Below are 24,844 nucleotides of genomic sequence, written 5' to 3'. Positions count from 1 at the left end.
TTCTCGTCCGATACCACGCAGATGACTGCTGCCCGACAACGTGTCTGCACGTGCCTTGACAGGGCGTCAGTCCGAAACTTAATTTGCACGAACGAAGCTCGAAGAAGGCTATTTCGAAAAGTTTTCACTATGACTGGCGAGAAGCCGGTGGCTCTCGAGTGCGGAGATAAAGACATGGCGATCCCCTCCCTCGACGTACCCTCCTCGGCCTGGCCGCCGGCGTGCCGGTCTCCGCTGCGCTGGCGGCCTGCGGCTCGTCCGGTCCCAGCAAAAGCGGTGGAGCCACGTACTGGTACCTGAGCGGCCAGCCGCAGCAAGGTGTCAGAGCCGGCGCGGTGGACGCGTTCAACAAGGCCCACCCCAAGCAGCAGATCAAAGACACCACCTTCCAGAACGACGCGTACAAGACGAAGATCAAGACCGCCATCGGTGCCGGCCAGGCGCCCACCATCATCTGGGGTTGGGGAGGTGGGACGCTGCGCACCTATGTGAAAGCCGGCCAGGTTGAGGACCTCACCTCGTGGTTCGACGAGCACTCCGAGGTCAAGAAGCGGCTGTTCCCGTCCTCGTTCGCCGCGGCAACCGTCGACGGCAAGATCTACGCGATGCCGTGCGAGACCGTGCAGCCGATCATCCTCTACTACAACAGGAAGGTCTTCGACCAGGTCGGCGTGAACCCACCGAAGTCCTGGGATGACATCATGGCGCTGGTGCCCAAGTTCAACGCCAAGGGCATAGCACCGTTCTCCCTCGGTGGCCAGTCCCGGTGGACGAACATGATGTGGCTGGAATTCCTGTTCGACCGCATCGGCGGTCCGGAGGTGTTCCAGGCCGTCATCGAGGGCGAGAAGAACGCCTGGTCCAACCCGCACGCCATCGCCGCGCTGACCAAGGTGCAGGAGCTGGTCAAAGCCCACGGGTTCATCAAGGGCTTCTCCTCGATCACCGCGGACTCCAACGCCGACCAGGCGCTGCTGTACACCGGCAAGGCCGCGATGATGCTGCACGGCTCCTGGTCGTACGGCATCCAACAGGCCGATGGTGGGGACTTCGTCTCCAGCGGCGCGCTGGGGTACATGACCTTCCCGCCCGTTGAGGGCGGCAAGGGCGATCCGAGCGACACCGTCGGCAACCCCGCTCAGTACCTGTCCATCTCCGCGAAGGCCAGCGCCGAGCAGAAGAAGATCGCCAAGGACTTCTTCGCCACAGGCGTCCTCCAGGACACCGAGGTGAAGAAGTGGATCGACAACGGGTCGGTTCCGATCCGGCTGGGCACGGAGAAGGCGCTGGCCGCCTCCAAGAGCGCCGATTTCCTGCAGTTTACCTACGACATCGCCAGCAAGGCCAAGGTGTTCGGCCAGTCCTGGGACCAAGCGCTCAGTCCGACGGCCGCCGAGACCCTGCTGGACAACATCGTCAAGTTGTTCCAACTGTCCATCTCACCAAAGCAGTTCGTCCGCAACCTCAACGAGGTCACCGGCAAATGAGCTCACTCACCGGCCATCCGCCGCGTCGCGAACCGCGCGGCATCCTGCCGTGGCTGGCGGCGCCGGCGCTGGTGGTCTTCGTCGGCTTCGCCGTGATCCCGCTCGTCGGTGTCTTCGCGCTGAGCTTCACCACGTGGGACGGGATCGGCGCCATCCACCCGTCGGGGCTGACCAGCTGGCGTGCGGTGCTCACCGACCCCGGGCTGCCGCACGCCCTCTGGGTGACGTTCCTGGTGATGGCCGTGTCCTGGGCCGTTCAGACTCCACTGAGTATTCTGCTCGGCACGTTCCTGGCCGGCCGCCAGCGCTACCGTGGGGTGCTGGGCGTGGTGTACTTCATCCCGCTGACGCTCAGCTCCGCGGCGATCGCGATCGCGTACAAGGCCCTGCTGGACCCCAACTTCGGGCTCGGTGCCGGGCTGAAGCTCCAGGTGCTCAGCCAGGACTGGCTGGGGCGGCCCGGGCTCGCGTTCGCGGTCGTCATCTTCGTCGTCTCCTGGCAGTTCGTCCCGTTCCACTCACTGATCTACCAGGGTGGCGTCCAGCAGATTCCGAAGTCCCTTTACGAGGCCGCGCAGTTGGACGGAGCCGGACGCATCCGGCAGTTCTTCAGCATCACGCTGCCTCAGCTGAAATACACCATCATCACCTCGTCCACGCTGATGGTGGTCGGGTCGCTGACCTTCTTCGACCTCATCTTCGTCCTGACCGGGGGCGGCCCCGGAGACGCCACCCGGGTCCTCGCACTGGACATGTACAAGCGGGGATTCCAGGCCAGCTTGATGGGACCGGCCAGCGCCATCGCGGTCATCCTGGTCCTGGTGGGTCTGGCCCTCGCCCTGCTGCTGCGCCGGCTCGGGGCCGGGACGCCGGTGCGAGCCAACTCGAGGGGGCCTGACGTGTCCACCACGCTGACCGAGCCGCGACGACCGCGGAAGGGCACCCACCGTGAGCGGCAACGCCACTCCCGTCAGGCGGCCCGCCGGCACAACTGGGCCGGCGGCCTGGCCGGGTGGCTCTGGCTCGTCGTCGTCGCCGTACCCCTGTACTGGACCCTCATCACCAGCCTCAAGGCCCAGAGCCGCTACTACGCGAGCAACCCGCTGGTGCCTTCGGGCGACCCCACACTGGACAACTACCGGCTGGTCATCGAGTCCGACTTCCTTCGCTACTTCGTGAACAGCGTCGTGGTCACCGCCGGCGCCGTGGTGCCGGCGGTCGTGTTCTCCTTCATGGCCGCCTACGCGATCGTACGTGGTTGGCGCATGCGGGTCCTGCGTGCGATGAACGGATTGTTCCTCACGGGTCTGGCCATCCCGTTGCAGGCGACGGTGATCCCGGTGTACCTGATCATCATCAAACTGCGTCTGTACGACAGTCTGCTGGCGCTGATCCTTCCGTCGATCGCCTTCGCCATCCCGCTCTCGGTGCTGGTGCTCGCCAACTTCATCCGCGACGTGCCCAAAGAACTGTTCGACTCGATGCGGGTCGACGGCGCCACCGAATGGACGACACTGTGGCGGCTGGCGGCACCGCTCACCCGACCGGCCATCCTCACCGTGACCATCTTCAACGCACTGACCATCTGGAACGGATTCCTGCTGCCGCTGGTCCTCACTCAGAGCCCTGACCGCCGGACCCTGCCGCTCGCACTGTGGACCTTCCAGGGCCAGTACGGGGTCAATGTCCCTGCCGTTCTCGCCGCCGTCGTCCTCACCACACTGCCTGTCCTGGTCCTGTACGCGTTCGGCCGCCGCCAGCTGCTGAGCGGTCTGACCGCCGGATTCAGCCGTTGATCGGCGCCGACGCCGGCGCCGGCGCTGTGGCCGGTGGCCGGCTGTACTGCTCGTCTACCTGTTCGCCCGTCGCGCCCTGGTCAAGGGTCTGATGGGCGTGGGAGGAAAGTGAACGCCAACGTGGCCGTCGAGAACACCCCCGAGATCTCCCTCTGGAACGACCCCACCGTTTCCGTCACCGCGAGAGTCGACGCCCTGATCGACGCGATGACCCTTCAGGAGAAGACCGCCCAACTGTACGGAGTGTGGGTGGGCGCCTCCGACCAGGGCGGTGAAGTGGCACCCCATCAGCACGCCATGGAGGAGGCCGTCGATCTCGACGCCCTCCTGCCCACCGGACTGGGCCAGCTGACCCGGCCCTTCGGCACGGTCCCCGTCGACCCCGCCCTGGGTGCGCTCTCCCTGGCCCGCACCCAGAGCCGTATCGCCGCCACGAACCGGTTCGGCATCCCCGCTCTCGCGCATGACGAGTGTCTGGCCGGCTTCGCCGCCTGGGGGGCGACGGCCTACCCCGTTCCGCTGTCCTGGGGCGCCACCTTTGACCCGGACATGGTGCGGCGCATGGGCGCCGCCATCGGCCACGACATGCGTGCCGTCGGCGTCCACCAGGGACTCGCGCCTGTCCTGGATGTTGTGCGCGACGCCCGCTGGGGCCGGGTCGAGGAGACCATCGGCGAGGACCCGTACCTCGTCGGCACCATCGGGACGGCATACGTGCAGGGCCTTGAGTCCGCCGGGATCGTCGCCACCCTCAAGCATTTCGTCGGCTACTCGGCCTCCCGCGCCGGTCGCAACCTCGCCCCCTCCTCCGTGGGCCCGCGTGAACGCGCCGACGTTCTGCTGCCTCCCTTCGAGATGGCGATCCGTGAAGGCGGCGCCCGGTCGGTGATGAACGCCTACACCGACACCGACGGCATGCCCTCCGCGGCCGACGAGGATCTGCTCACCGGGCTACTGCGCGACACATGGGGCTTCGACGGTACTGTCGTCGCCGACTACTTCGCCATCGCCTTCCTGAAGACCCTGCACGGCATCGCAGCCGACTGGGCCGACGCCGCCGGCACGGCGCTGCACGCGGGCATCGACGTCGAACTGCCCAACGTCAAGACGTACGGCGCACCCCTGGCCGAGGCCGTCGCCGACGGCCGCATACCGGAGGCGCTGGTCGATCGCGCCCTGCGCCGGGTACTCACGCAGAAGACGACGCTCGGCCTGCTCGACCCGGACTGGAACCCCGTACCGGCCGCGCTCGACGGGGCCGGCCTGGACGACCCGGCAGCCTTGCGCGGCCGGATCGACTTGGACGGTCCGGAGAACCGCGCGCTGGCCCGCATGGTCGCCGAGGAAGCGGTCGTGCTGCTGAGCAATGACGGCGCCCTGCCGCTCGCGAGGCCGCGCCGCATCGCCCTGCTCGGCCCCAACGCCGACGAGCCCACCGCCGTGCTGGGCTGCTACTCCTTCCCTCAGCACATCGGCGTCCGCCACCCCGGGACCCCACTCGGCATCGAACTGCCCACGCTGCGCGACACTCTCGCCGCCGAGTTCCCCGACGCCGAGATCACGGTCGCCCGCGGCACCGGAATCGACGACGGAGATCCCTCCGGCATCCGCGAGGCCGCCCAGGTGGCACGCGAGGCCGACATCGCCCTCGTGGTGCTCGGCGACCGCGCCGGGCTCTTCGGGCGGGGCACCAGCGGTGAGGGATGCGACGCCGAGGCGCTGCTGCTGCCCGGTGCGCAGCAGCACCTGCTCGACACCCTGCTCGACCTGGAGACACCCGTGGTCACCGTGCTGCTCGCGGGACGGCCGTACGCCCTCGGCCGCGCTGTGGAGGAGTCCGCTGCGATCGTGCAGTCCTTCTTCCCGGGGGAGGAGGGCACGCACGCGATCGCCGGGGTGCTCAGCGGCCGCGTCAATCCCTCCGGACGTCTCCCGGTCAGCGTGCCGCGCGGTCCGGGTTCCCAGCCGGCCACGTACCTCGGGGCGCGGCTCGCGCACGCCAGCGAGGTGTCCAACATCGACCCGACCCCGGCGTTCGCCTTCGGCCACGGCCTGTCCTATACGCGGTTCGACTGGGCGGACCTGACCCTGGACGCCCAGGAGGCCCCCACGGACGGCGAGTTCACCCTCACCTTCACCGTCCGAAACTCAGGCGGGCGATCCGGAACCGAGGTCGTCCAGCTCTATCTGCATGACCCGGTCGCCTCCGTCGTCCAGCCGGTGCAGCGCCTCGTCGGCTACACCCGCGTCGAACTGAAGCCGGGCGAGGCCCGCCGCGTCCGTGTCACGGTCCCGGCCGACCTCGCTTCCTTCACCGGACGCGACGGTCGGCGCGTCGTCGAACCGGGCGAGCTGGAGGTGCGGTTGGCCGCCTCCAGCGCGGATCCGCGCCTGACGGCCAGGGTCACGTTGACCGGAGCCGAGCGCCACGTGGATCACACGCGGCGCTTGCACGCCACGTTCGGGCAGGAGCCGGTTGCCTGGCCATGAGCCGGGCGTGCGCAGCGCACGTCGCGGCAGCGGCAGCGCTGCGCACACGGGATCGCGCGGCCAGGCAATGTGGTGGTATGGGCCTGGTACTTCAGGAGTCCACATAGATCACGCGGTGGCCATGCCCGTTCCCAGCCGGGACCGCGACAAGATCGCGAAACCGGGCTGGAGTACTTGAACCCGACAGGAGCCGCTCGTCAGCGAGAACACGCCGTCACAGGTGGAAGGCTCCGCATCCAACGGGACGGACAGCGATCCAGAGCAGACTGGCTGGCGGAAGCATCCCGGACCACGCCGTCACAGCGTGTGGGCGAGAACCAGGACGGGGACGGCGATGCGGAGCGGGAAGCTGGCTGGTCGGGTGCGTGACCCCGCGGTGTCGCGGCAGGCCCAGAGGGGTCAAAGCGGCGTTCCGCCTGCTGGCACGCCCGCGGAGTGCTCCGGTTCTCCACCCGGACGGGCTGATGGGTGCGGTCGGCCTGGAGGACCCCGGCGGCGGCAAACCTTGGGACGTGCCGTGGTTGGACGGGCCGGGGAGCGGGCCGCTTCGATGACGGCCGTGGAGCGCGGGCTCGTCATCGCGGATGACCTGGCCGCGGTCCGTACACGATCACCAGTCCGTTGTCGGCGTCGACCTCGACCCGGTCGCCGGTCGCGATCTTGGCGACCGGGTCGTCCTCGAACTCGGTCACCGTGGGGACGCGGGTCACGATCGCGCCGAGGGCGGCCTTCGTGGTCAGGTTGGTGAAGACCATCGCCAGCGGAGCGGTGCCCATCAGGCGGGTCGACTGGAAGAAGCCGGACCAGCCCGAGGAACCCTTCGCCCCCGGGAAGACCAGCACCTTGCCGGTGAAGCAGATACCGTAGAGCTCGTGTCTGCGCTCGATGATGGTGCCGCTGGCCGGCTCGATCCCGCCCCAGCCGGAGATGGTCTCGTGGGAGACCAGGGCCCGGCCCGCCACGCGCCCCGGGACGATGCCGCGGCCGCGGAGCACGAGCCGGGTCCCCGCGGCGCCGGTCATCGGACCACCGCCGCGGGGGCCAGCGAGCCACGCCAGCGACCGGTCACGGCGGCATCGACGCACTCCTCGGTGGTGCCGAACCAGGCTTCGATGCCGAGGATCGCCGGAAGGTAGTGCGCCTGCTTGGCCGAGTCCGTGGCGAACACCTTGGTGCCCGTGGGCGCGGCCCGCGACATGGCCGGGCAGGAGTCGGTCAGGACCCGGCCCCCGGCGCGCTCGATGGTGGCCGTCCACCCGTTGCGGTCCGAGACGGCACGCAGCGCGCGCGGCGTCATGACCCACAATTCGGTCCCGGCCGACAGCGTGCGGTCTTCGAGCGCCCGCGCGACCCGGCCGATCTGCTCGAGCGAGGCGTGCGGGCAGCCAATCAGCACGAAGTCGACATCTTCGCTGTTCCCGATCGAGTTGAGCGAGTCGTAGATCGCGCGGCGCTCCGCCTCGCCGTAGTGCAGCGGCCCGGGCGGGGCGGCGCGGCCGAAGGCCGCCTCCAGCGTCGGCGCATCGGGGGTGCGTCCCGGGATGTGGTACATCTCGACGCCGCCCGAGGAGGCGGCGGCCGCCCCGAAGTGCTTCAGGTCCGCCAGGTCGGGCTGGCCGAGGTCGCCGACCATGACCGGGCGTGCTTCCTGAACCGCGTCGCCGACGAAGTAGCCGAACAAGCCCCAGTCCTGAAAGCCGGTCATTCGCAGCCCGGACTCGATCAGATGGGATCCGTAGCGGTTTTCCACCAGGTGGTTGCCCCAGCAGGGGATCCGGCCCGTGATGCTCGCCGACCCGGTCGAGGCGCCCCCTTCGCAGTTGGTGCGCGCGCCGAGGACCGAGTTGGCGTAGACCACCGCCGAGGACTCCATCCAGGCGATGTGCTCGCCGTAGGTCGGCAGATTGCCCACCTGGTACGGGGTGCATGTGGCCAGGACGTTGACGCCCTTGGAGCTGTAGAACGACTCGGCGTCGGCCTGGAGCTCGATGTTGCGCTCGGAGTACGGCATGATCCCCAGCGCGTCGTCGCCGAAGCCGTGCTGGAGCTGGCAGGTCGGCACCTTCATCCGCGGCACCTCGATGTCGTCGTCGCAGTCGAGGCTGATCACCGCGAACGCCTTCGACCAACCGCCCTCCTCGAACAGCTTCGTCTTGGCGGGTGAGGGCTGGGTGTTGGTCCCCGCCACATTGCGGGTCTCGCACAGGTGCGCGGCACCGAGTGCGTCGGCATATCTGATGAGCAGATCCATCGCCGCCGCGACGGCATCGCCGTCCCGGCCGTCGCGCATGGCCTTCTCTTCGTCGGTCAGAGCGACCATCGACTCCTCCTCAGCCCTCGACGTTCTCGCGGACGCGGTCGCGCAGCGCCGTCAGATCGACCTGGTGGATGTCCTCGCCCAGGGTCAGATCGAGGGCGTGCGCGGCGGCGAGGCCCATCGCCGAGCACGGGCCCATCACCCGGACGCTGGAGAGCGCGGCGGCGTCCCCGTCGACACAGCGGCCCGCGGCCACGAGGTTGCGCGCCCGCGGCGAGAGCATGCTGCGCAGCGGGACGTAGTGGACGTGGTCAGGGCCGAAGGTCTCCCATACGTAGCCCTCGACCCGATCGTGCAGCTCGACCGGCCAGGCCGTCCGGGCGACGGCGTCCTCGAACTTCGTCTCCTGCCGCACCTCGTCGAGGGTCAGCTGGTGGGCGGCGGCGAGCCAGCGGGTCTGTCGGCGCCCCGGGAATCCAAAGGCCCGGACCCGGGCGTTCCGGAACGCCGCCGGGAACTCCCGCCGGAGGAACTCCACGACCCGGTCCGCCTGCGCGCGGCCCGCAGCTGAGCGTCGGCGGCATCAACTGCGCCCAAGGGAGCCTCGACGTGGGTCATGTTCATCACCGCCGTGTCGCGGCCCGGGAAGAAGAACGCGAGCCCGTCACGGCGGACCAGACCGTACTCGGCGGCCTTTTCATCGAGCCGGGCCACCAGCTCGGCGGGCTCCGGCTTGCCGGACTCGTCGAGTCCCTCCAGCCGGATCTGCTGGGAGCCCCAGACGGTACGGTCGGGAACCTGACAGGGCAGCCCCGCCTCCCAGGCGAGGGCCGCGTCGCCGGTCGCGTCGACGACACCGCGGGCGGTGACGCTCACCGGGCCGAAGCGAGTGGCGAAGTCGACGCGTTCGATGACGCCGCCCTCGACCCCGACGCCGCTGACGGAGGCGCCGAGGACCACCCGGATACCGAGCTCCTCGACGATGTTCTCGAACCAGCGGCCGAGGGCGACCTCGTCGTAGGCCACCGTCTGGGTGTGGGTGCGGTTGTAGTGGAGGTCGTCGGTCTTCTCCAGCGCCTCGAAGAGCTCGCCGAAGATCCCGTGGGTGAGCTGGCGGTAGTCGGGCGCGTTGCCGTAGATCCCGCAGAAGAGCCCGATCATCGAATTGACGCACTGGCCACCGAGGACCGGGAGCGCGTCGACAAGGACGACATCGCGGCCGAGACGGCGCGCCTGGATGGCCGCCGAGAGCCCGGCGATGCCGGCGCCGACGACGAGGATGTCGGCGTCGAGCCGTTCGGCTGGAGCGTCGGCCGGCTTGGTGACCGTGTGGACGACGAGATCGGACAGGGGGTGGGGCATGGTGTGGTCTTCTCCCAGAGGATGGTTGGTCAGTTGGCGGCGGCCCGGCGCAGCGTGGCGCCCCGGTCGAGCGGCTCCACGGCCCCGGCGTACACACCGAGCCAGGAGCCGGGCCGCGCCGGCCAGGTCCGCGGCGCGCGTGTTTCGGCGTACGCCTCGATCCGGCGGTTCAGCTCTTCGTCGTCGACCAGGAGGTCGACGGTCCGGTTCGGGACGTCGATCGCGATCTCGTCACCGGTGCGGACGGTCCCCAGCGGGCCCGGCACGCCTCCCTCCGGGGAGATCTCGCCGACGACGATGCCCTTGTTGACAAGGCCAGAGAGCTGTCCGTCGGTCACGAACGCCACCTGCTCGCTCAGGCCGGCGCCGGCCAGCGCGAAGACCACGCTGGAGGCCATGCCCATCCCTGGGGTGCCGGTGACGCCAAGACCCCGCAGCACAAGGACCTCGCCCGGCAGCACCTCGCCGCGCTCGATCGCCTCGGTGGCCTTAGGCGCGGACTCGAAGACGCGCGCCGTACCGCGGAAGGCGCGGGCCCGGTGCTCTGTGACCGACAGCTTCACGATTCCGGTGTCGGGGCAGAGATTGCCGCGCATCACGGCGATGGTGGACTCGGGGCGCATCGGCTCGGCGCGGATCACCTCCGCGTCGACGGGGGCGCCGGCGACGACCTCGGCCATCGATGTGCCCGAGACCGTCGTGGCCGAGCCGTCGATCCTGTCGCCGAGTTGCCGGAGCACGCCCCGGGCCCCGCCCGCGGCGTCGAACTCGTCGATGGTCGTGGGCCCGTTGGGCTGGACCGCGGCTATCGGCCCGACCTCCCGCCCGATCTCCTCGAAAAGCCGGTGGACGTCGATGTCGTACGGCGACTCCGCGGCGATCGCCTCCAGATGCTTGACCGCGTTGATCGAGCCGCTGACCGCGATGACCGCCGTCACCGCGTTGCGGAACGCGGCGGGCGTCATCACCGTGCTGGGGCGCCGGTCTGCCTCGACGGCCGCCATGACGACCGGGGCCGCGGCGCGCGCGGCCGCCCACATCGTCTCGCTGTTGGCCTGGGTGGGGGCCGAGCCGGGCAGCGCCATGCCGAGCGCCTCGGCGACGATGTGCATGGTGTTGGCGGTGCCCATCCCCTGGCAGACGCCGGGGCCGGTGATGGCGCGGTCGGACATCCGGCAGAGGTCGTCGAAGCTGATGGCGCCCGCGGCGAGCTTGCCGGCATCGGCGAAGACCTCCTCGATGTCGACGCGGCGGCCGTTGTCGAGGACACCGCAGCTCTGATAGCCGCAGGCGACGATCACGGTGGGGACGTCGGTCCGCGCGGCCGCCATCAGCTGGCCGGGCGTCGTCTTGTCGCACGACGCGAGGCAGATCATCCCGTCGAGCCGCGCGCCCTCGACAACCGCCTCGATGTCGTAGGACACCAGGTCGCGGCCCGAGAGCACATAGCCGCCACCCCGGCCGGCGGCCATGATGAAGTCGGTCGGCGCGACGGTGCGGATCTCGAAGGCCAGCCCGCCGGCGTCGTACACCGACCGGCGGACGGCCTCCGCGACCTCGTCGAGATGGGCGAAGCACGGCGCGAGCCCGGAAGAGGAGTTGACGATGGCGATCTTGGGCCGGCGGATCTCCTCGTCGTCGTAGCCCAGCGCCTTCCACTGCGTACGCGTCGTCGCCCAGCGAGACGACCCGACCGGATGATTGCTGCGCGGCTCGGTGGACATCCCTTGGCTCCTTCCTCGTTCTTCGTGGTCGCTTCTGTGGCGGAGGCGCCGGTCAGGAGGGGGCCGCCGTCTTCACCGGGGCCACGCCGGTCGTGGGGGCTGCCGCCGCGGACAGCGCTCCCTCCGCGTCGGCCGGCAGCCGGCGCTGGACCCGGCCGAGCACGAACAGCACCAGCACCATCACGGCCGGGCAGGCCGCGAACACGGTGAACGCGCCGTGTGCCCCGAGACCGGCGTCTAGGATGACGCCGCCGAGCCAGGGGCCGACCATGGCGCCGACCTTGGCGACCGAGGAGGCCCAGGCGGCGCCGTTGGCGCGGATGCCCGTCGGATAGAAGGTGCCGGCGATGCTGGTGATACCGCCATGACCGCCGTTGACGAACATCTTGGCGCCGATGACGAAGGCGACGTAGACGGCCGGGCCGAGAACTCCCGTGCCCAGTGCCAGCATGCAGACGACGGCCGCGAGCGGCATCCACAGGATGATGCCCGCCCCCTTGCGGTCCACGAACCGGCTGATGAACAGCTGCGCCACGGCGCCCGCGACGCTCGCCAGGGCGGCGATGGTGGCGGCCGCGCTCACGCTGAACCCCATCTGTTCGTTGATCATCGGTGTCCAGAAAACCAGGAAGTAGATCAGCGCCGAGGAGAGGAGGTAGACCAGCCACAGCAGGGGTGTGATGGCGGCGAGGTGGCCAAGGAAGAGCTGGGTGGGGGTGAACCGCTTCCCCGAGTGCGCCTGCTCCTGGGCCTCGGTGGTGAAGCGGGTCCCGGGCTCGATGGACAGGCCCGGCTGGAGGCGGCGCAGGATGCGGGAAACGCGCTCATCGCTGCCGGGGCGGGCCTTCAGCACCAGGAACTTCACCGACTCGGGCACCAGCGGCAGCACCGCGAGGACGGTGAGCAGGGAGCAGACGCCGCCGACGACGAACACCGATCGCCAGCCGTACTCGGGGATCAGCCAGTTGGAGACGGGACCACCGGCGGCGCCGCCGAGCGTGTAGCCGACCATGATGATGGACACGGCGGTCACCCGGAACCGCTTCGGCGCGTACTCGGCCGCCAGGGCCCAGGTCAGTGGGAGTACCCCGCCGAGGAAGAGCCCGGACACGAACCGCAGGGCAAACAGGTGGGCGTAGGTGTCCGCATAGGCGAAACCGAGCATGAAGAGGCCGAAACCGGCGACCGACGCGACGATGGTGGGACGGCGTCCGATCCGGTCCGCCAGATAACCCATGATCAGCGCGCCGATCATGGTGCCGAAGAGACCGACCGTGGCCAGGGTGCCGAGCTGGGTCCCGGTGAACCCGAAGTCCTTGCGGATGTAGGTGGCGGCGAACGACAGGATCTGGAAGTCGAAGCCGTCGAGAAAGGTGATCAGACAGCAGACGGCGTACATCAGCAGCCAGTGGCGGCTCGCACGCTGGCGCTCGACGATCGGGGCTACTTCCACGACGGGTCGGGTGGCGCTCATGGCCGTCTCCTCGCCGTTGAAGTCGGCCATGATGGGGACGCCGGTGACGACCGCAGCTCTGTCAGGGCATGGGGCATGAGGGCTCCTGGGGGAGGGGGCTGTGCCGCGACGCGGCTCTCATCGCGTGTCCCGCACCGTAGGCAGCCCGCTTCACCGGAGGGAATGGCCAGGTCAATAGAGCGTTCGACTGGGCGGCATCAACGGTGTTTATGCTCCGAGGCAGGCCGCGGCCCGGGCCATCAGGTCGCGCAGCCAGCTGTGTGCCGGGTCCTCGTCGTGGCTCGCGTCCCACCAGAGATGCTCTTCCAGCGGATCGAGCGGTACCGGGCAGGTGAGCGTGCGCAGCCCGTGCGCGGACGCGATGGGTGCGGCGAGCCGCTCCGGAACGAGCGCCACCCGCCGCGTTCCGGTGATGAAGTCGGGTACGGCCCGGTAGCTCTCCACGCGTACGGCGATGCGTGGCCGGATGCCCAGGGCGGTCAGCTGCCGGGTCGCCGGAGCGGCCGACGGGTAGCCCTCGTCCCGGTGGTAGGGCACCACCCACGGCAGCCGTGCCAGGTCCGCGATGCCGAACGACTCGGCCTCGCACAGCGGATTGTCGGCGGACGCGACGCAGACCCACCGGTCGTGGAAGAGCGGAGCCGACTCGACCCCCGGGGTGCGGAAGTGGCCGAGCGGCGGGGAGACCATGGCGTCGACGAGCCGGATCGCGTCGCCCGCGCCACTGCCCAGGGTCTCCCTGATGAGCTGGAGGTGGAGCGCCGCATGGGGCGCCTCGTGGTCGAACAGCCGGGACAGCGGGGGGCCCAGGACCGTCGCCGGGTAGTCGGCCATCAGCAGGGTGAACCCCCGTTCGGTGGTCGCGGGGTCGAACGCCCTGCCGGTGGCGAAGAGCCTTTCGGTGGCCGCGCACACCGTCTCGACCTGCCCGGCCAGCTGCGCGGCGAGCGGCGTCAGGACGTAGGCGCCGTGTGCCCGGGCGAGCAGCTCGTCCCCGAAGTGCCGGCGCAGCCGGGACAGTGCTGCGCTGACGGCGGGCTGGGTGACGCCGAGGTTCCGGGCGGCCCGGGTGACGTTCCGCTCGCGCAGCAGCGCTCGGAGCGTCACCAGAAGGTTGAGGTCGAGGTTCGCGAGGTGCGTGGGGTGCGTGGGGTGCGTGGGGTGTGTGGGGCGGGACTGCCGTGGGCTCATGGGCTCGGGATTCTGCCGCAGGCACGCGGGCTCTTTCCATCCTCCATTCCGGGCCGTCCGGCCGGCCGGGGCCGTCCCGGCGGCCGCCGGCCTTCGGTCCGCCGCCGCGGTGCCGGGTCGACGGCGGGCCGACGGCGTCCTCACCCGGTGCCGAACAGCTCCGGGCGCTTCGCCGCGAGCTGCGATCAGGCCGTCGGTCTCCAGCATGTCGATCAGACACGGGTCCGTGGGCGAGCCGGTGGCCCGCGCGCCCGTCGTGGTGGTGACCAACTCGCCGGCCGCGAGGTCGACGGGGAGCACCTCGCCCCGGTTCACCAGGTCCTGGATGCCGGGCACCTCGATGGCGGGCAGTCCCACCTCGAAGCAGTTGCGGTAGAAGGTGCGGGCGAAGGACTCGGCGACCACACAGGCGATGCCGGTGCTCTTGAACGCCTTCGTCGCGATGGCGCGGCCGGACGACTGGCCGACGTGCCGTCCGCTCACCACGATATCGCCCGCGGCGAGCCGGTCCGTCGGGATGTTGTCCCCGAACGTCGAGCTCTTGCCCTCGAACCTCACCGGGTATTCCTCCCGGCGATCTCGCCCGCCACGGCCGACGCCGCCACGGTCTGCGCGGACGCCAGGCACATCTCGGCCTGGGCGCTGCCGTTGCGGCCGGTCAAGTTGCGGGTGCGGATGGAGATCATGGTCTCGCCCGCCGCCATCGCGCCCATGTTGATGGCCCGGTTGAAGACGGTGCTCGGCGGGAACCACGTGGCGTCGGCCTCGTGCAGCCCGAGCACCAGACTCTCCCGCACGGTCTGCGCGAACACCTCGCGGCTCGACGGCACGATGTTCCGAGACGGCCTTGGCGTTGCCGACCGTCGGCAGGCAGGCGACCTGGGGCACCACATCGCTCACCTCGTACCGCAGTACGGTCGCGGCCTCGCCGCCGTCACCGCGCGGCAGGTCGTACGGCAGGGTGCGCACGAACGCCTCGGTGACCTCGTCGGGTTCCACGTGGCTGCTCTTGGCGCTCAGGTCCACGCAGAGAAGCGGGAACAGTCAGCGGGTGAGCCGTTCGGGCGGTGCTCGGGTCCGGGCGGGAGTTGCCGGAGCTGGTTGAGACGCAGCGGTGTCAGTACGGACGCCGACGAGTCGGCCGCGGCCTTGAGGCCGTAGAGGCTTCCGGACCCGACCCGGGTCACCGGGCGCACGACGGTATCCGCGTCGACGACAAGGGTGCCGCCGCTCGTGGCGGCCGGAGCCGGCGTCGCCGCCGGACCGGTCGCCGCGGCGGGAGAGGCTACGACAGCGACCGCGAGCCACACGGGAGTTCGCGAGCGCGCGGTGGCAGGCGTGGTGGGCATGGAGTCTCCTGCTCCAGGAAGAACACGCGTCTGTCAGTCGGACGTGGCGCAAGGACGCCGGAGGGCAGTGCGTTCCGACGCGGTCTGGCACTCGGCTCCGGGGCTGAGCAGCCGCTGCCCTGGAACCCGCTGATCACGATGGCGTTCACGGCGCTGGCCCTGGCGACCGTGGAACCGTCCAACAGCGGGCGTCGGGGTGCGGCGACCCCCAGGCGCCTCAGGACTTCGTGTTCTGCGCCGCCTGACCCATGTGTGAACGGTCACACCACCGCATGATTGTGGCGACGGAATCCGAAGTGTCAAGAGCCATCACAGCGCCGATTTCTCCGGGCCGGTCGTGCCCGGTCAGAGGCCCGGCGCTCACGCGGGGTGATCGCCACCATGCTTCCAGGAACAGGTGAGTGACCGGTCTCATGCGCTCCGCGGGGTCGGCACACGGGCTGATGCTCACCACTCCTGACAGCGCGGGCGCCCCCACCGTAACCATCTGCGACGTCGCACGGGTAGCGGGTGTCTCGTACCAGATGGTCTCCCGTGTGATCAACGGGCATGGCTCCACGGCGCATTCCAGGCGACCTGAGCGTGGCCGGTTTCGACGACGTACCCGTCGCGGCCTTCCTCGCCCCCCGCGCTGACCATGGTCCGCCTCGACTTCGGGGGACTCGGCCGCACCTGCTTCGGGCTGTTGCACCGGTTGCTCGATCTCGCGGCACCCGCTCCCGACCCTTGCGACGAGCCCACTCTCATCGTCCGCGAAAGCACCGGCCCGCACCGCGGCACCAGCGGCTGAACGACAGGCGAAGAACCGGCCGCCGTCCACACGCCGGGAGCCCCGTGCCGCTCCGACTTCCCCGCCTCGTACGGTCTTGGCCGGTATTCGTGGGGCTCGTCGGCGCCAGAGGTGTTGACGCCTCTCGTCGCCCGTCTATCATCCATGCTTGTCCGAGAATCCGATTACCGTTCGATATATCGAATATCCGTCGGACGGGCAGGTCTGTGTCGGCCCCACAGATCACCGCTGAAAGCCGTACCCGGCGATGTGTTCATGCGTCATCGTGCCGCGCTCCAAGGGACACCGGTGGCATCGCGGTAGCTGTGCCCCAGCCGACTCAGGGAGTTTCCTCATGCATCCGCATCCGGTGGGCCACCGCTCCCCAGGTGTTCTGTTTCTCGCCGAAGGGCTGCCTGCGCCCATGTGCGGCCCGCCGCCCCGACCACAACGAGAGAGAGCGACCCTCCATGTCCTGGCTCCATCACGAGTACAGTCGCCGCAAGGCACTGGCAACGGCCACGGGGCTGGCGGCAGGAGCCCTGCCCGTCTCCGCCGCGGCCCGCGCCACCGCCTTGCCGCGCGACTCCGCCGCGGTCACGTCCACGGCCGTTGCCGCCCAGTTCACGAATCCGGTGATCTGGCAGGATTTCGCGGACATCGACATCATCCGCGTCGGTAACGCCTACTACTACTCGGCCTCCACGATGCACTACTCGCCGGGGGCGCCCATCCTCCGTTCGTACGACCTGGTGAACTGGGAGTTCGCCGGTCACTCGGTACCGGTGCTGGACTTCGGCCCCAAGTACGACCTGAGCGGCTCCCGCGCCTACGTCAAGGGCGTCTGGGCGTCGTCGCTGGCCTACCGCCCGAGCAACCGGACGTTCTACTGGCTCGGCTGCATCGAATTCTCCCGTTCGTACATCTACACCGCCCCGTCCGTCGAAGGGCCCTGGACCAGGCTCACCACGATCAACAACGCTTATTACGACGCGGGTCTGCTCATCGACAGCGATGACACCATGTACGTGTCGTACGGGAACACCACCATCAGCGTGGCCCAGCTCTCCGCCGACGGCCGTACCCAGGTCCGTGCACAGCAGGTGTTCACCACGCCGTCGAGCGTGGGGACCCTGGAGGGCTCCCGTTTCTACAAGATCAACGGCAACTACTACATCTTCCTCACCCGCCCCGCCAACGGCCAGTACATCCTGAAGTCCACCAGCGGCCCCTTCGGTCCGTACACCATGCGGCAGGTCCTGCTCAACCTGGGCGGGCCGGTCTCCGGCGGCGGGGTGCCACACCAGGGCGGGCTCGTACAGACCCAGAACGGCGCCTGGTACTACATGGCCTTCGTGGACGCCTACCCAGGCGGCCGGATCCCCGTACTGGCCCCGGTCAACTGGACCTCCGACGGCTGGCCCGTGGTGCAGCTGGTCAACGGTGCCTGGGGTGCCTCGTATCCCAGTCCGGCCGCCGTCGCGGCCCCGCCCCACCAGGCCGCCCCGCTGACCGGCGTCGACACCTTCGACGGTACGTTCCTGAAGCCGACGTGGGAGTGGAACCACAACCCGGACAACACCAAGTGGTCGGTGAACAACGGCCTGACCTTGCGAACCGCGACGGTAACGAACGACCTGTACTGGGCCCGCAACACCCTCACCCACCGGATCCAGGGGCCCACCTCGACCGCCACCATCCAGCTCGACCACTCCGCGATGCGGGACGGCGACCGGGCCGGACTGGCGCTGTTGCGCGACTCGTCCGCGTGGATCGGTGTGAAACGGGACGGCGGTGCGACCCGGGTGGCGATGGTGAGCGGGCTGACCATGGACGGCAACTGGAACACCACCGGCACCGGAACGGAACTCGCGAGCGCCGCTGTCCAGGGCGGCCGCATATGGCTGCGTGCCACCGCCGACATCCGCCCCGGCGCGGGACGGCCGGGCACCTTCTCCTACAGCACCGACGGCACCAACTTCATCCGCCTCGGGCCCTCGTTCACCATGGGCAACGACTGGCGGTTCTTCATGGGCTACCGGTACGCCATCTTCAACCACGCCACCCAGGCACTCGGAGGCTCGGTCAACGTCACCCGCTTCGAACTCACCACGCCCTGACCGGTCCGCTCCGGCCACTGTCCGCACACGAACGCGAACGCACTCGTACGCCCGATTCTGGGAGCGCTCCCAAGGTGCCCCCACCCATCTGAGGAGAGAGATGAACGATCGCGACCGACACGACCGACACGACCGGCGCCGCGCTTCGGCGTTAGGCCTCATAGCCGCAGGCATCATGGCGGTGGCCGGGACCGCCACCGCGGCACCCACCGCCGCGTCCGCGTCCGCATCCGCTCAGGCTTCCACCCTGGGCGCACAGGCGGCCCAGTCCGGGCGGTACTTCGGGGCCGCCGTGGCCGCGGGCAGGCTCGGCGACTCGACGTACTCGACCATCCTGGACCGCGAGTTCAACATGGTCACACCCGAGAACGAGATGAAGTGGGACACCACCGAGCGGTCCCGCGGATCGTTCAACTTCGGCCCCGCCGACCAGATCGCCAACCGTGCCCTCTCGCGCGGGCAGCGCGTACGGGGCCACACCCTCGTCTGGCACTCCCAGCTGCCCGGCTGGGTCAGCTCCATCGGCGACGCGAACACCCTGCGCAGCGTGATGAACAACCACATCACCACCCAGATGGCCCACTACAAGGGCAAGGTCTACGCCTGGGACGTGGTCAACGAGGCGTTCGCCGACGGCGGCAGCGGCCAGCACCGCCCCTCGGTCTTCCAGAACCTGCTGGGCGACGGCTTCATCGAGCAGGCCTTCCGCACCGCACGCTCGGCCGACCCCGCGGCCAAGCTCTGCTACAACGACTACAACATCGAGAACTGGACCGACGCCAAGACCCAGGGCGTCTACCGCATGGTCCGTGACTTCAAGTCACGGGGTGTCCCCATCGACTGCGTTGGTTTCCAGGCCCACTTCGGCACCGGCGGCCCGCCGGCCTCGTTCCAGACCACCCTGTCGAGCTTCGCCGCACTCGGCGTGGACGTGCAGATCACCGAGCTCGACATCGCCCAGGCGCCCACCAACGCGTACGCCAACACGGTCAAGGCCTGCATGAACGTCCCGCGCTGCACCGGCATCACCGTATGGGGCATCCGCGACACCGATTCCTGGCGCGCTGGGGACAAGCCACTGCTCTTCGACGGCAGCGGCAACAAGAAGGCCGCGTACAACGCCACCCTGACCGCCCTCGGCGGCACACCGGCCGCCAGGAGTACGACCTCTCCGGCCGCCTCGCTGCCGTCCAGTTTGCGATGAAGCTCCAGCTGATCGTCGAAGCCATCGGCTCGGACCGGCGGCACCGCCACCGATGTCGCAACGGGGCGAACGGTGGAAACCGGCACCTGGGCCTACTACGGGCTCCAGCGGCTGGCGAACAACAGCACCATCTTCGTCGCGCTCCAGGGTCTCAACAACGGCTGGGGCAATTCCGGTGGTGAAGACGTGACTTTCGTCGACAACATGATCAGCCAGATCGAGGGAGCGCTCTGCGTCGACACCTCACGGCGCTTCGCCGTGGGATTCAGCTACGGCGGCGCCACGACCTACGTGCTGGCGTGTGCCCGGACGACGGTCTTCCGCGCGGTCGCGGTCCACTCCGGCGGACAGCTCAGCGGATGCGGCGGTGGCACCCAGCCCATCGCCTACCTCGGGGTGCACGGTATCAGGGACGGAGTGCTCGGAATCTCCGGCGGACGGACCATGCGGGACAAGTTCGTCAGGAACAACGGCTGCGCCGGACAGAACCCGCCCGAGCCGGCGCAGGGCAGCCGAACGCACACAGTCACCACCTACGCGGGGTGTTCGGCCGGGCATCCGGTCGCGTGGGCCGCGTTCGACGAAGGCCACATCGCCGCTCCCCAGGACGGGGTCGGAGGTGACAGCGGCTCCAAGGCCTGGGTTCCCGGAGAGGTCTGGAAGTCCTTCACTCAGTTCTAGGCAACCACCCCGGCGTCGGGCCGATCCGCCCGACGCCGGAGGCCCGGAGGCTGCCGTCAGCTGGACAGCCAGCCCTGTCCCTGGGGAGAAGCCGATCCATCACCCTGGATGAGCCTGGTCCAGGGACCGTATGGTGCCGGGTCGGCCCGGCGACCTCACCACGATGCAGGCCACGCCCGCACTTGGTAGGGGGTCCTGTCAGTACCCCCATCGTCAGTGCCTGGATGCCCGCGCGGAATGACGGTTACCTGGTCCGCGTGGCACTTGGCATACCGCCGTCACCAGGGGCGGGGCGGGTAGCCCGCCCGGGCGGTACAGCCTCAGGCGTGCATGAGGGTGACGTTCCCGCCACGGTCATCGCCGCGACGCGATGGGTTTCTCCCGCCGCGTACTGACCCTAGGTGCCCGGCGGTTGGAGAAAAGGCCGATCCACCTGGTGAACGCGATGGATGCGGAGGGTGCGCGATGGTCGTGGTACGCGCGTACCGGTTTCCGAGGTGTTTCAAGAAGTGCACCCAAGGCATTGACACCCGTGCGGTCAGCTCCTACTTTCCCATCACGCGAACCGGTTCGATGCAGTCGATGGAGGAGTCCCGTGAACATCGGTGAGATCGCCAAGCGGGCCGGTGTCTCGCGGAGCACCGTGTCGTACGCGCTGAGCGGCAAGCGCCCGGTGTCGCAGGAGACCCGCGAGAAGATCCAGCGGGTCATCAAGGACCTGGGCTACCGGCCCAACGCGAGCGCACGCGCCCTGGCCAACGGCCGGACCAGCACCATCGGTCTGGTCTTCCCACCCGCCGGCAACCACTACACCGGGATGCAACTCGACTTCATCGGCAGCGTGGTGGAGGCCGCGGCCGCCTACGACTACGACGTTCTGCTCTCACCGAGCGGCGTGGACAGCGACCGCTCGTTCCAGCGACTGCTGGGGGAGCGACGCGTCGACGGCGCGATCCTCATGGAGATCAGGCTTCAGGACGACCGCGTCGAGCACCTCCTCGCGGAGAACTTCCCCTACGTCTGCATTGGCCGCACCGCGCGGCCGGATGGCGACTGGTGGGTCGGCCTCGACCACACCGCACTGACTGCGGCATGCGTCCACCACCTCGCGGACCTGGGCCACCGCACCATCGCCTTCGTCAACCGGCCCGAGCGGCTACTGCGCGCCGGGTACGAGTCCGCGCACCGAGGGCTCGACGGCTTCACCAAGGCCGCCGCGGAGCGCGGACTCACCGTCCGCGCGTACACCTGCGAGGACGATGCCCCCTCGGGGCAGGCCTGTGTGGAGCGGATCCTGCACGACGTCCCCGCCAGCACGGCCCTCGTCACATTGAATGAGGCTGCACTGGGCGGGCTCTACCGGGGCCTGGCCCATGCGGGCCTCCATGTGCCGCGCGACTTCTCCGTCACGGGCGTCGTGGCTTCCCGATGGGCCGAGACGGTGACTCCGCAGCTAACGGCGGCCGACGTGCCGGCGGCGCAGATGGGGCGACTGGCCGTGGAACTGCTCGTCGAGCGGCTCGACCACCACGACGCGCCGCCCCGTCACCATCTGCTCGCCCCGCCGATCTCGCTCCGCGCCAGCACCGGACCCGTGGGTACCGGCTCGCCCACGGACCCGCACAGAACCCCGGGCTTCGACTCGAACGCCTGACCAGGCAACCTCCCGCATCCCCGCCATCCCGGGGACCCCACTCTCCTTCCCCACCTCCTGCCCTCGTCACCGCCCGACCGCCCGACCGCCCGACCGGCCGTTCCGGACTCCGCGGCGCCCGCGGCCTGCCCCTTTGCTCCTCCGGCACTTGCCATGCCTGAAACCACGAAGGAAGGCCCAATGAACAAACCCACCAGACGCCGCCTCACCGCCACCGCCATGACCGTCGTCGCACTTACCGTCGGTACCGCCGCATGCTCCTCCGGCGACGGCACCACGTCGGCGAAGGCAGCGGACAGCGGCACTTACACCCTCTGGGACCCGTACCCGCAGTTCGCCAAGAACTCGGCCTGGGCGAAGCTGCTGGACGGCTGCGGCAGCAGGGCCGGTGTAAAGATCAAGCGGACGGCCTTCGACACCAGTGATCTGACGAACAAGGCGCTGCTGGCAGCCCAGCAGGACAATTCCCCGGACATCCTCGTCCTCGACAACCCCGTGGTCTCGACCCTCGCCGAGGCAGGCACGCTCACCACGACGGACGAGAACAAGGTCGACACCTCGAAGGTGGACCGCAACCTGCTCGCGGCCGGTCAGCCGGGTGGCAAGACGTACGGCACCCCCATCGGTGCCAACACCCTCGCCCTGTACTACAACAAGGACGTTCTGAAGGCGGCCGGGGTCGACATCGCGTCGGTCAAGGACTGGAAGTCGCTGACCGCGGCGCTGGAGAAGGTGAAGAAGGCCGGCAAGAAGGGCATCACCTTCTCCGCGATCGGCACGGAGGAGGGCAGCTTCCAGTTCCTGCCGTGGTTCTGGGGCTCGGGCGCGAAGCTGACCGACCTCGACTCCTCCGGGGCCGCGTCGGCGCTGTCTCTGTGGAGCGACTGGCTGAAGAAGGGTTACGCGCCCAACTCGGTCATCAACAACACCCAGACCACCAGCTGGCAGGAGTTCGCGAGCGGGGACTACGCGTTCGCCGAGAACGGCACCTGGCAGCTGGCGGGCGCTGAAAAGGCGGGCTTCGACTACGGTGTCCTGCCCATCCCGGGCGCCGACGGAGGCAGCGCTCCCGCCCCGACGGGCGGCGAGTTCGTCACCGTCCCGGTCCAGGGCGACACCGGCCGGTACACCACCACGCGGAAGCTGGTGACCTGCCTGACCAGCACCGAGAACCTGTACGACACGGACACCACTCTGTCCTATGTAGCGCCCACCAGTGCGGTTCAGGACAAGCAGGTGGCGTCCGATGCCAAGCTGAAGCCCTGGGTCGAGGCGGTCAAGTCGGCCAAGGGACGCACCAGCGACGACCTCGGCACCAAGTACCCGAAGATCTCGGAGCAGATGTGGAAGGCGGTCCAGTCCGCCCTCAGCGGGGCGGACTCGCCGAAGGACGCGCTCACCGCGGCGCAGGACGCCGTCAAGTAACCCGTCAGCCAATCGGACCTGGGGCTTGTTGATGAACCGTACGACACACCCACCGGACCGCTGGCCGGCGCCTGTCCGGAACGGGGCGGCGGCCACCGTCCCTCCGCTCCCGACGCGCACCGCGCCGCGTCGCCGGCGTCCCACCTCACAGCAGTGGGCCGCCTGGGCCTTCCTCGCCCCCGTGACCCTCTACCTCGCCCTCTTCTACGCCTATCCGCTCTACCGCAACGTCGACCTGAGCCTGCGCGACTACACCGTCCGCTCCTTCGTCCAGGGCAACGCGCCGTTCACCGGACTGGAGAACTACCACAAAGTCTTCGACGACCCGACCTTCGGGCCCGCTCTCACGCACACCATCGTGTTCACCGCCATGTGCCTGGTCTTCCAATACGCCATCGGCCTGGCCATGGCGGTCTTCTTCCACCAGCACTTCCGGCTGTCGGCCACCCTGCGGGCACTGTTCCTCGTGCCTTGGCTGCTGCCATTGATCGTGTCGGCCTCCACCTGGTTGTGGATGCTCAACAGCGACTCCGGTGTCATCAACGCCGGCCTGCACGCCGTCGGCGCCGACCCCGTGAACTGGCTGACCTCACCGTCATGGTCACTGACCTCCGTCATCATCGCCAACATCTGGATCGGCGTGCCGTTCAACCTGGTCGTGCTCTACAGCGGTCTGCAGACCATCCCCGCGAACCTGTACGAGGCGGCCGCCCTCGACGGCGCGAGCGCCTGGCGACGCTTCTGGAGCATCACTTTCCCGCTGCTGCGCCCGGTGTCCGCCATCACGCTGCTGCTGGGCCTGGTCTACACGCTCAAGGTTTTCGACATCATCTGGATCATGACCAAGGGGGGCCCGGCCGACTCGTCCACCACCTTCGCCACCTGGTCCTACCGGCTCGGCTTCGGCAACCTGCTGCCCGCCTTCGGCCCCGGTGCGGCTGTCGGGAATCTGCTCGTCGTCGCGGCACTGATCTTCGGACTGGTGTACTTGAGGGTCCAGCGAAAGCAGGCACTGTCATGAACCCAGGAACGGGCCGCACGTGGTGGAAGACGGCCATCGGTCTGCTGCTGACCGCAATCATGCTGTTCCCGGTCTATTGGATGCTCAATGTGTCCTTCACCCGCGACCAGCACATGCGCAAGTCGCCGCCCGACTGGTTCCCCGTCCACGGCACCCTGGACGGCTACCGCACCGTACTCAACCAGCAACTGCCCTACCTCGCCACGAGCCTGGTCATCGGCCTGGGCACGGTCGTGCTCACGGTGGCGCTGGCCGCGCCCGCCGGCTACGCGCTGGCGAAACTCCGTCCCCGTGGCGGGGGCCTGCTCAGCTTCCTCCTCCTGGTCGCCCAGATGATCCCCGGCATCATCATGGCGATGGGCTTCTACGCCATCTACCTCCAGCTCGGCCTGCTCCAGTCCGTGCCCGGCCTGATCGTCGCGGACTCCACCCTGGCCGTCCCGTTCGCGGTCCTGATCTTCACCGCGTTCATGTCCGGCATCCCCGGTGAACTGCTCCAGGCAGCGCAGGTGGACGGAGCCGGGACACTGCGCAGCTTCCGGTCCGTCGTGCTGCCCATGAGCCGCAACGCTCTCGTCACGGTGTCGCTGTTCGCGTTCCTGTGGTCCTGGTCCGACTTCGTCTTCGCCAGCACCCTCGCGAACGGCGGCGCCCACGAGCCGATCACGCTCGGCATCTACCACTACATCGGCAACAACAACCAGCAGTGGAACGCCATCATGGCGACCGCCGTCGTGGCCTCGCTGCCCGCCACGGTGATCCTCGTCCTCGCCCAGCGCTACATCGCCGCCGGCGTGACGGCCGGAGCCGTCAAGGACTGATCTCCTCCCGCCGCTCCGC

Annotated in this window: 20 protein-coding genes and 2 pseudogenes; 13 read left to right on the top strand and 9 right to left on the bottom strand. The window is 69.2% G+C overall.

Annotated elements, in window-relative coordinates; translation table 11 throughout:
- The first annotated feature begins 209 nt into the window (after nt 1-209).
- From LIV37_RS00945 to LIV37_RS00930, 4 genes and pseudogenes are all read left to right on the top strand, one after another.
- Entirely contained in the window at nt 210-1,487 is a 1,278-nt protein-coding gene (locus tag LIV37_RS00945; protein ID WP_254807212.1) for an extracellular solute-binding protein, read from the top strand.
- Nucleotides 1,484-2,385: pseudogene (locus LIV37_RS00940) on the top strand (carbohydrate ABC transporter permease). Before LIV37_RS00945 ends, LIV37_RS00940 begins: the two are co-directional and overlap by 4 nt.
- A 1-nt stretch (nt 2,386) precedes the next feature.
- A complete protein-coding gene (locus LIV37_RS00935) occupies nt 2,387-3,283 on the top strand; it encodes a carbohydrate ABC transporter permease (protein ID WP_020865244.1) in 897 nt (298 codons plus the stop codon).
- A gap of 108 nt (nt 3,284-3,391) precedes the next feature.
- Nucleotides 3,392-5,773 (top strand): beta-xylosidase/alpha-l-arabinosidase, encoded by a 2,382-nt coding sequence (locus LIV37_RS00930; RefSeq protein ID WP_020865243.1) that lies wholly within the window; start codon nt 3,392-3,394, stop codon nt 5,771-5,773.
- Nucleotides 5,774-6,348: 575 nt separating this feature from the next.
- Here the strand turns inward: LIV37_RS00930 and LIV37_RS00925 are convergent.
- The 9 genes from LIV37_RS00925 to LIV37_RS00885 all read right to left on the bottom strand — a co-directional run bounded on the left by LIV37_RS00925 (nt 6,349) and on the right by LIV37_RS00885 (nt 15,130).
- Nucleotides 6,349-6,795 carry an aconitase X swivel domain-containing protein gene (locus LIV37_RS00925; RefSeq protein ID WP_020865242.1) on the bottom strand — a complete coding sequence of 149 codons (447 nt, stop codon included), beginning with the start codon at nt 6,793-6,795 and terminating at the stop codon, nt 6,349-6,351.
- Nucleotides 6,792-8,093 (bottom strand): aconitase X, encoded by a 1,302-nt coding sequence (locus LIV37_RS00920; RefSeq protein WP_020865241.1) that lies wholly within the window; start codon nt 8,091-8,093, stop codon nt 6,792-6,794. Before LIV37_RS00920 ends, LIV37_RS00925 begins: the two co-directional genes overlap by 4 nt.
- A 10-nt stretch (nt 8,094-8,103) precedes the next feature.
- Nucleotides 8,104-8,568 carry an FAD-dependent oxidoreductase gene (locus tag LIV37_RS00915; protein ID WP_254807066.1) on the bottom strand — a complete coding sequence of 155 codons (465 nt, stop codon included), beginning with the start codon at nt 8,566-8,568 and terminating at the stop codon, nt 8,104-8,106.
- Nucleotides 8,457-9,392: an FAD-dependent oxidoreductase gene (locus LIV37_RS00910; protein ID WP_254807065.1), complete on the bottom strand. Its 936-nt coding sequence runs from the start codon at nt 9,390-9,392 to the stop codon at nt 8,457-8,459. The genes LIV37_RS00915 and LIV37_RS00910 overlap by 112 nt, the downstream gene beginning before the upstream one ends.
- 29 nt (nt 9,393-9,421) lie before the next feature.
- Nucleotides 9,422-11,116, bottom strand: coding sequence for a dihydroxy-acid dehydratase domain-containing protein (locus tag LIV37_RS00905; RefSeq protein ID WP_020865239.1), 1,695 nt, complete (start codon nt 11,114-11,116; stop codon nt 9,422-9,424).
- A gap of 52 nt (nt 11,117-11,168) precedes the next feature.
- A complete protein-coding gene (locus LIV37_RS00900) occupies nt 11,169-12,590 on the bottom strand; it encodes an MFS transporter (protein ID WP_158634956.1) in 1,422 nt (473 codons plus the stop codon).
- Nucleotides 12,591-12,797: 207 nt separating this feature from the next.
- On the bottom strand, nt 12,798-14,339 hold the full coding sequence (locus tag LIV37_RS00895; protein WP_020865237.1) for a LysR substrate-binding domain-containing protein: 1,542 nt from the start codon (nt 14,337-14,339) through the stop codon (nt 12,798-12,800).
- Entirely contained in the window at nt 14,336-14,611 is a 276-nt protein-coding gene (locus LIV37_RS00890; protein ID WP_158634957.1) for an aconitase family protein, read from the bottom strand. The genes LIV37_RS00895 and LIV37_RS00890 overlap by 4 nt, the downstream gene beginning before the upstream one ends.
- A 186-nt stretch (nt 14,612-14,797) precedes the next feature.
- Nucleotides 14,798-15,130 carry a hypothetical protein gene (locus tag LIV37_RS00885; RefSeq protein WP_121825967.1) on the bottom strand — a complete coding sequence of 111 codons (333 nt, stop codon included), beginning with the start codon at nt 15,128-15,130 and terminating at the stop codon, nt 14,798-14,800.
- Between the two features lie 413 nt (nt 15,131-15,543).
- Between LIV37_RS00885 and LIV37_RS52395 the strand changes: the two genes are divergently transcribed.
- The 9 genes and pseudogenes from LIV37_RS52395 to LIV37_RS00845 all read left to right on the top strand — a co-directional run bounded on the left by LIV37_RS52395 (nt 15,544) and on the right by LIV37_RS00845 (nt 24,825).
- Nucleotides 15,544-15,765 (top strand): LacI family DNA-binding transcriptional regulator, encoded by a 222-nt coding sequence (locus LIV37_RS52395; protein ID WP_373920764.1) that lies wholly within the window; start codon nt 15,544-15,546, stop codon nt 15,763-15,765.
- Nucleotides 15,766-15,767: 2 nt separating this feature from the next.
- Nucleotides 15,768-15,920 carry a hypothetical protein gene (locus tag LIV37_RS52390; RefSeq protein ID WP_020865234.1) on the top strand — a complete coding sequence of 51 codons (153 nt, stop codon included), beginning with the start codon at nt 15,768-15,770 and terminating at the stop codon, nt 15,918-15,920.
- A gap of 449 nt (nt 15,921-16,369) precedes the next feature.
- Nucleotides 16,370-18,019: a glycoside hydrolase family 43 protein gene (locus tag LIV37_RS00875; RefSeq protein ID WP_020865233.1), complete on the top strand. Its 1,650-nt coding sequence runs from the start codon at nt 16,370-16,372 to the stop codon at nt 18,017-18,019.
- 100 nt (nt 18,020-18,119) lie between these two features.
- Nucleotides 18,120-19,220 (top strand): annotated as a pseudogene (locus tag LIV37_RS00870) (glycoside hydrolase family 10 protein); the annotation flags it as partial.
- A 75-nt stretch (nt 19,221-19,295) separates the two neighbouring features.
- Complete coding sequence (locus LIV37_RS00865) at nt 19,296-19,904, top strand: CE1 family esterase (protein WP_020865231.1); 609 nt, start codon at nt 19,296-19,298, stop codon at nt 19,902-19,904.
- A gap of 595 nt (nt 19,905-20,499) precedes the next feature.
- Nucleotides 20,500-21,558, top strand: coding sequence for a LacI family DNA-binding transcriptional regulator (locus LIV37_RS00860; protein WP_020865230.1), 1,059 nt, complete (start codon nt 20,500-20,502; stop codon nt 21,556-21,558).
- Nucleotides 21,559-21,738: 180 nt separating this feature from the next.
- A complete protein-coding gene (locus tag LIV37_RS00855) occupies nt 21,739-22,983 on the top strand; it encodes a sugar ABC transporter substrate-binding protein (protein ID WP_020865229.1) in 1,245 nt (414 codons plus the stop codon).
- Nucleotides 22,984-23,014: 31 nt separating this feature from the next.
- Nucleotides 23,015-24,004 carry a carbohydrate ABC transporter permease gene (locus tag LIV37_RS00850; RefSeq protein WP_020865228.1) on the top strand — a complete coding sequence of 330 codons (990 nt, stop codon included), beginning with the start codon at nt 23,015-23,017 and terminating at the stop codon, nt 24,002-24,004.
- Nucleotides 24,001-24,825: a carbohydrate ABC transporter permease gene (locus tag LIV37_RS00845; RefSeq protein WP_020865227.1), complete on the top strand. Its 825-nt coding sequence runs from the start codon at nt 24,001-24,003 to the stop codon at nt 24,823-24,825. The genes LIV37_RS00850 and LIV37_RS00845 overlap by 4 nt, the downstream gene beginning before the upstream one ends.
- Nucleotides 24,826-24,844: the final 19 nt, after the last annotated feature.

Source organism: Streptomyces rapamycinicus NRRL 5491 (assembly GCF_024298965.1).
Classification (GTDB): Bacteria; Actinomycetota; Actinomycetes; order Streptomycetales; family Streptomycetaceae; genus Streptomyces; species Streptomyces rapamycinicus.
The sequence above is the reverse complement of the archived record's forward strand: the minus strand, read 5'-3'. Positions and strand labels throughout refer to the sequence as shown.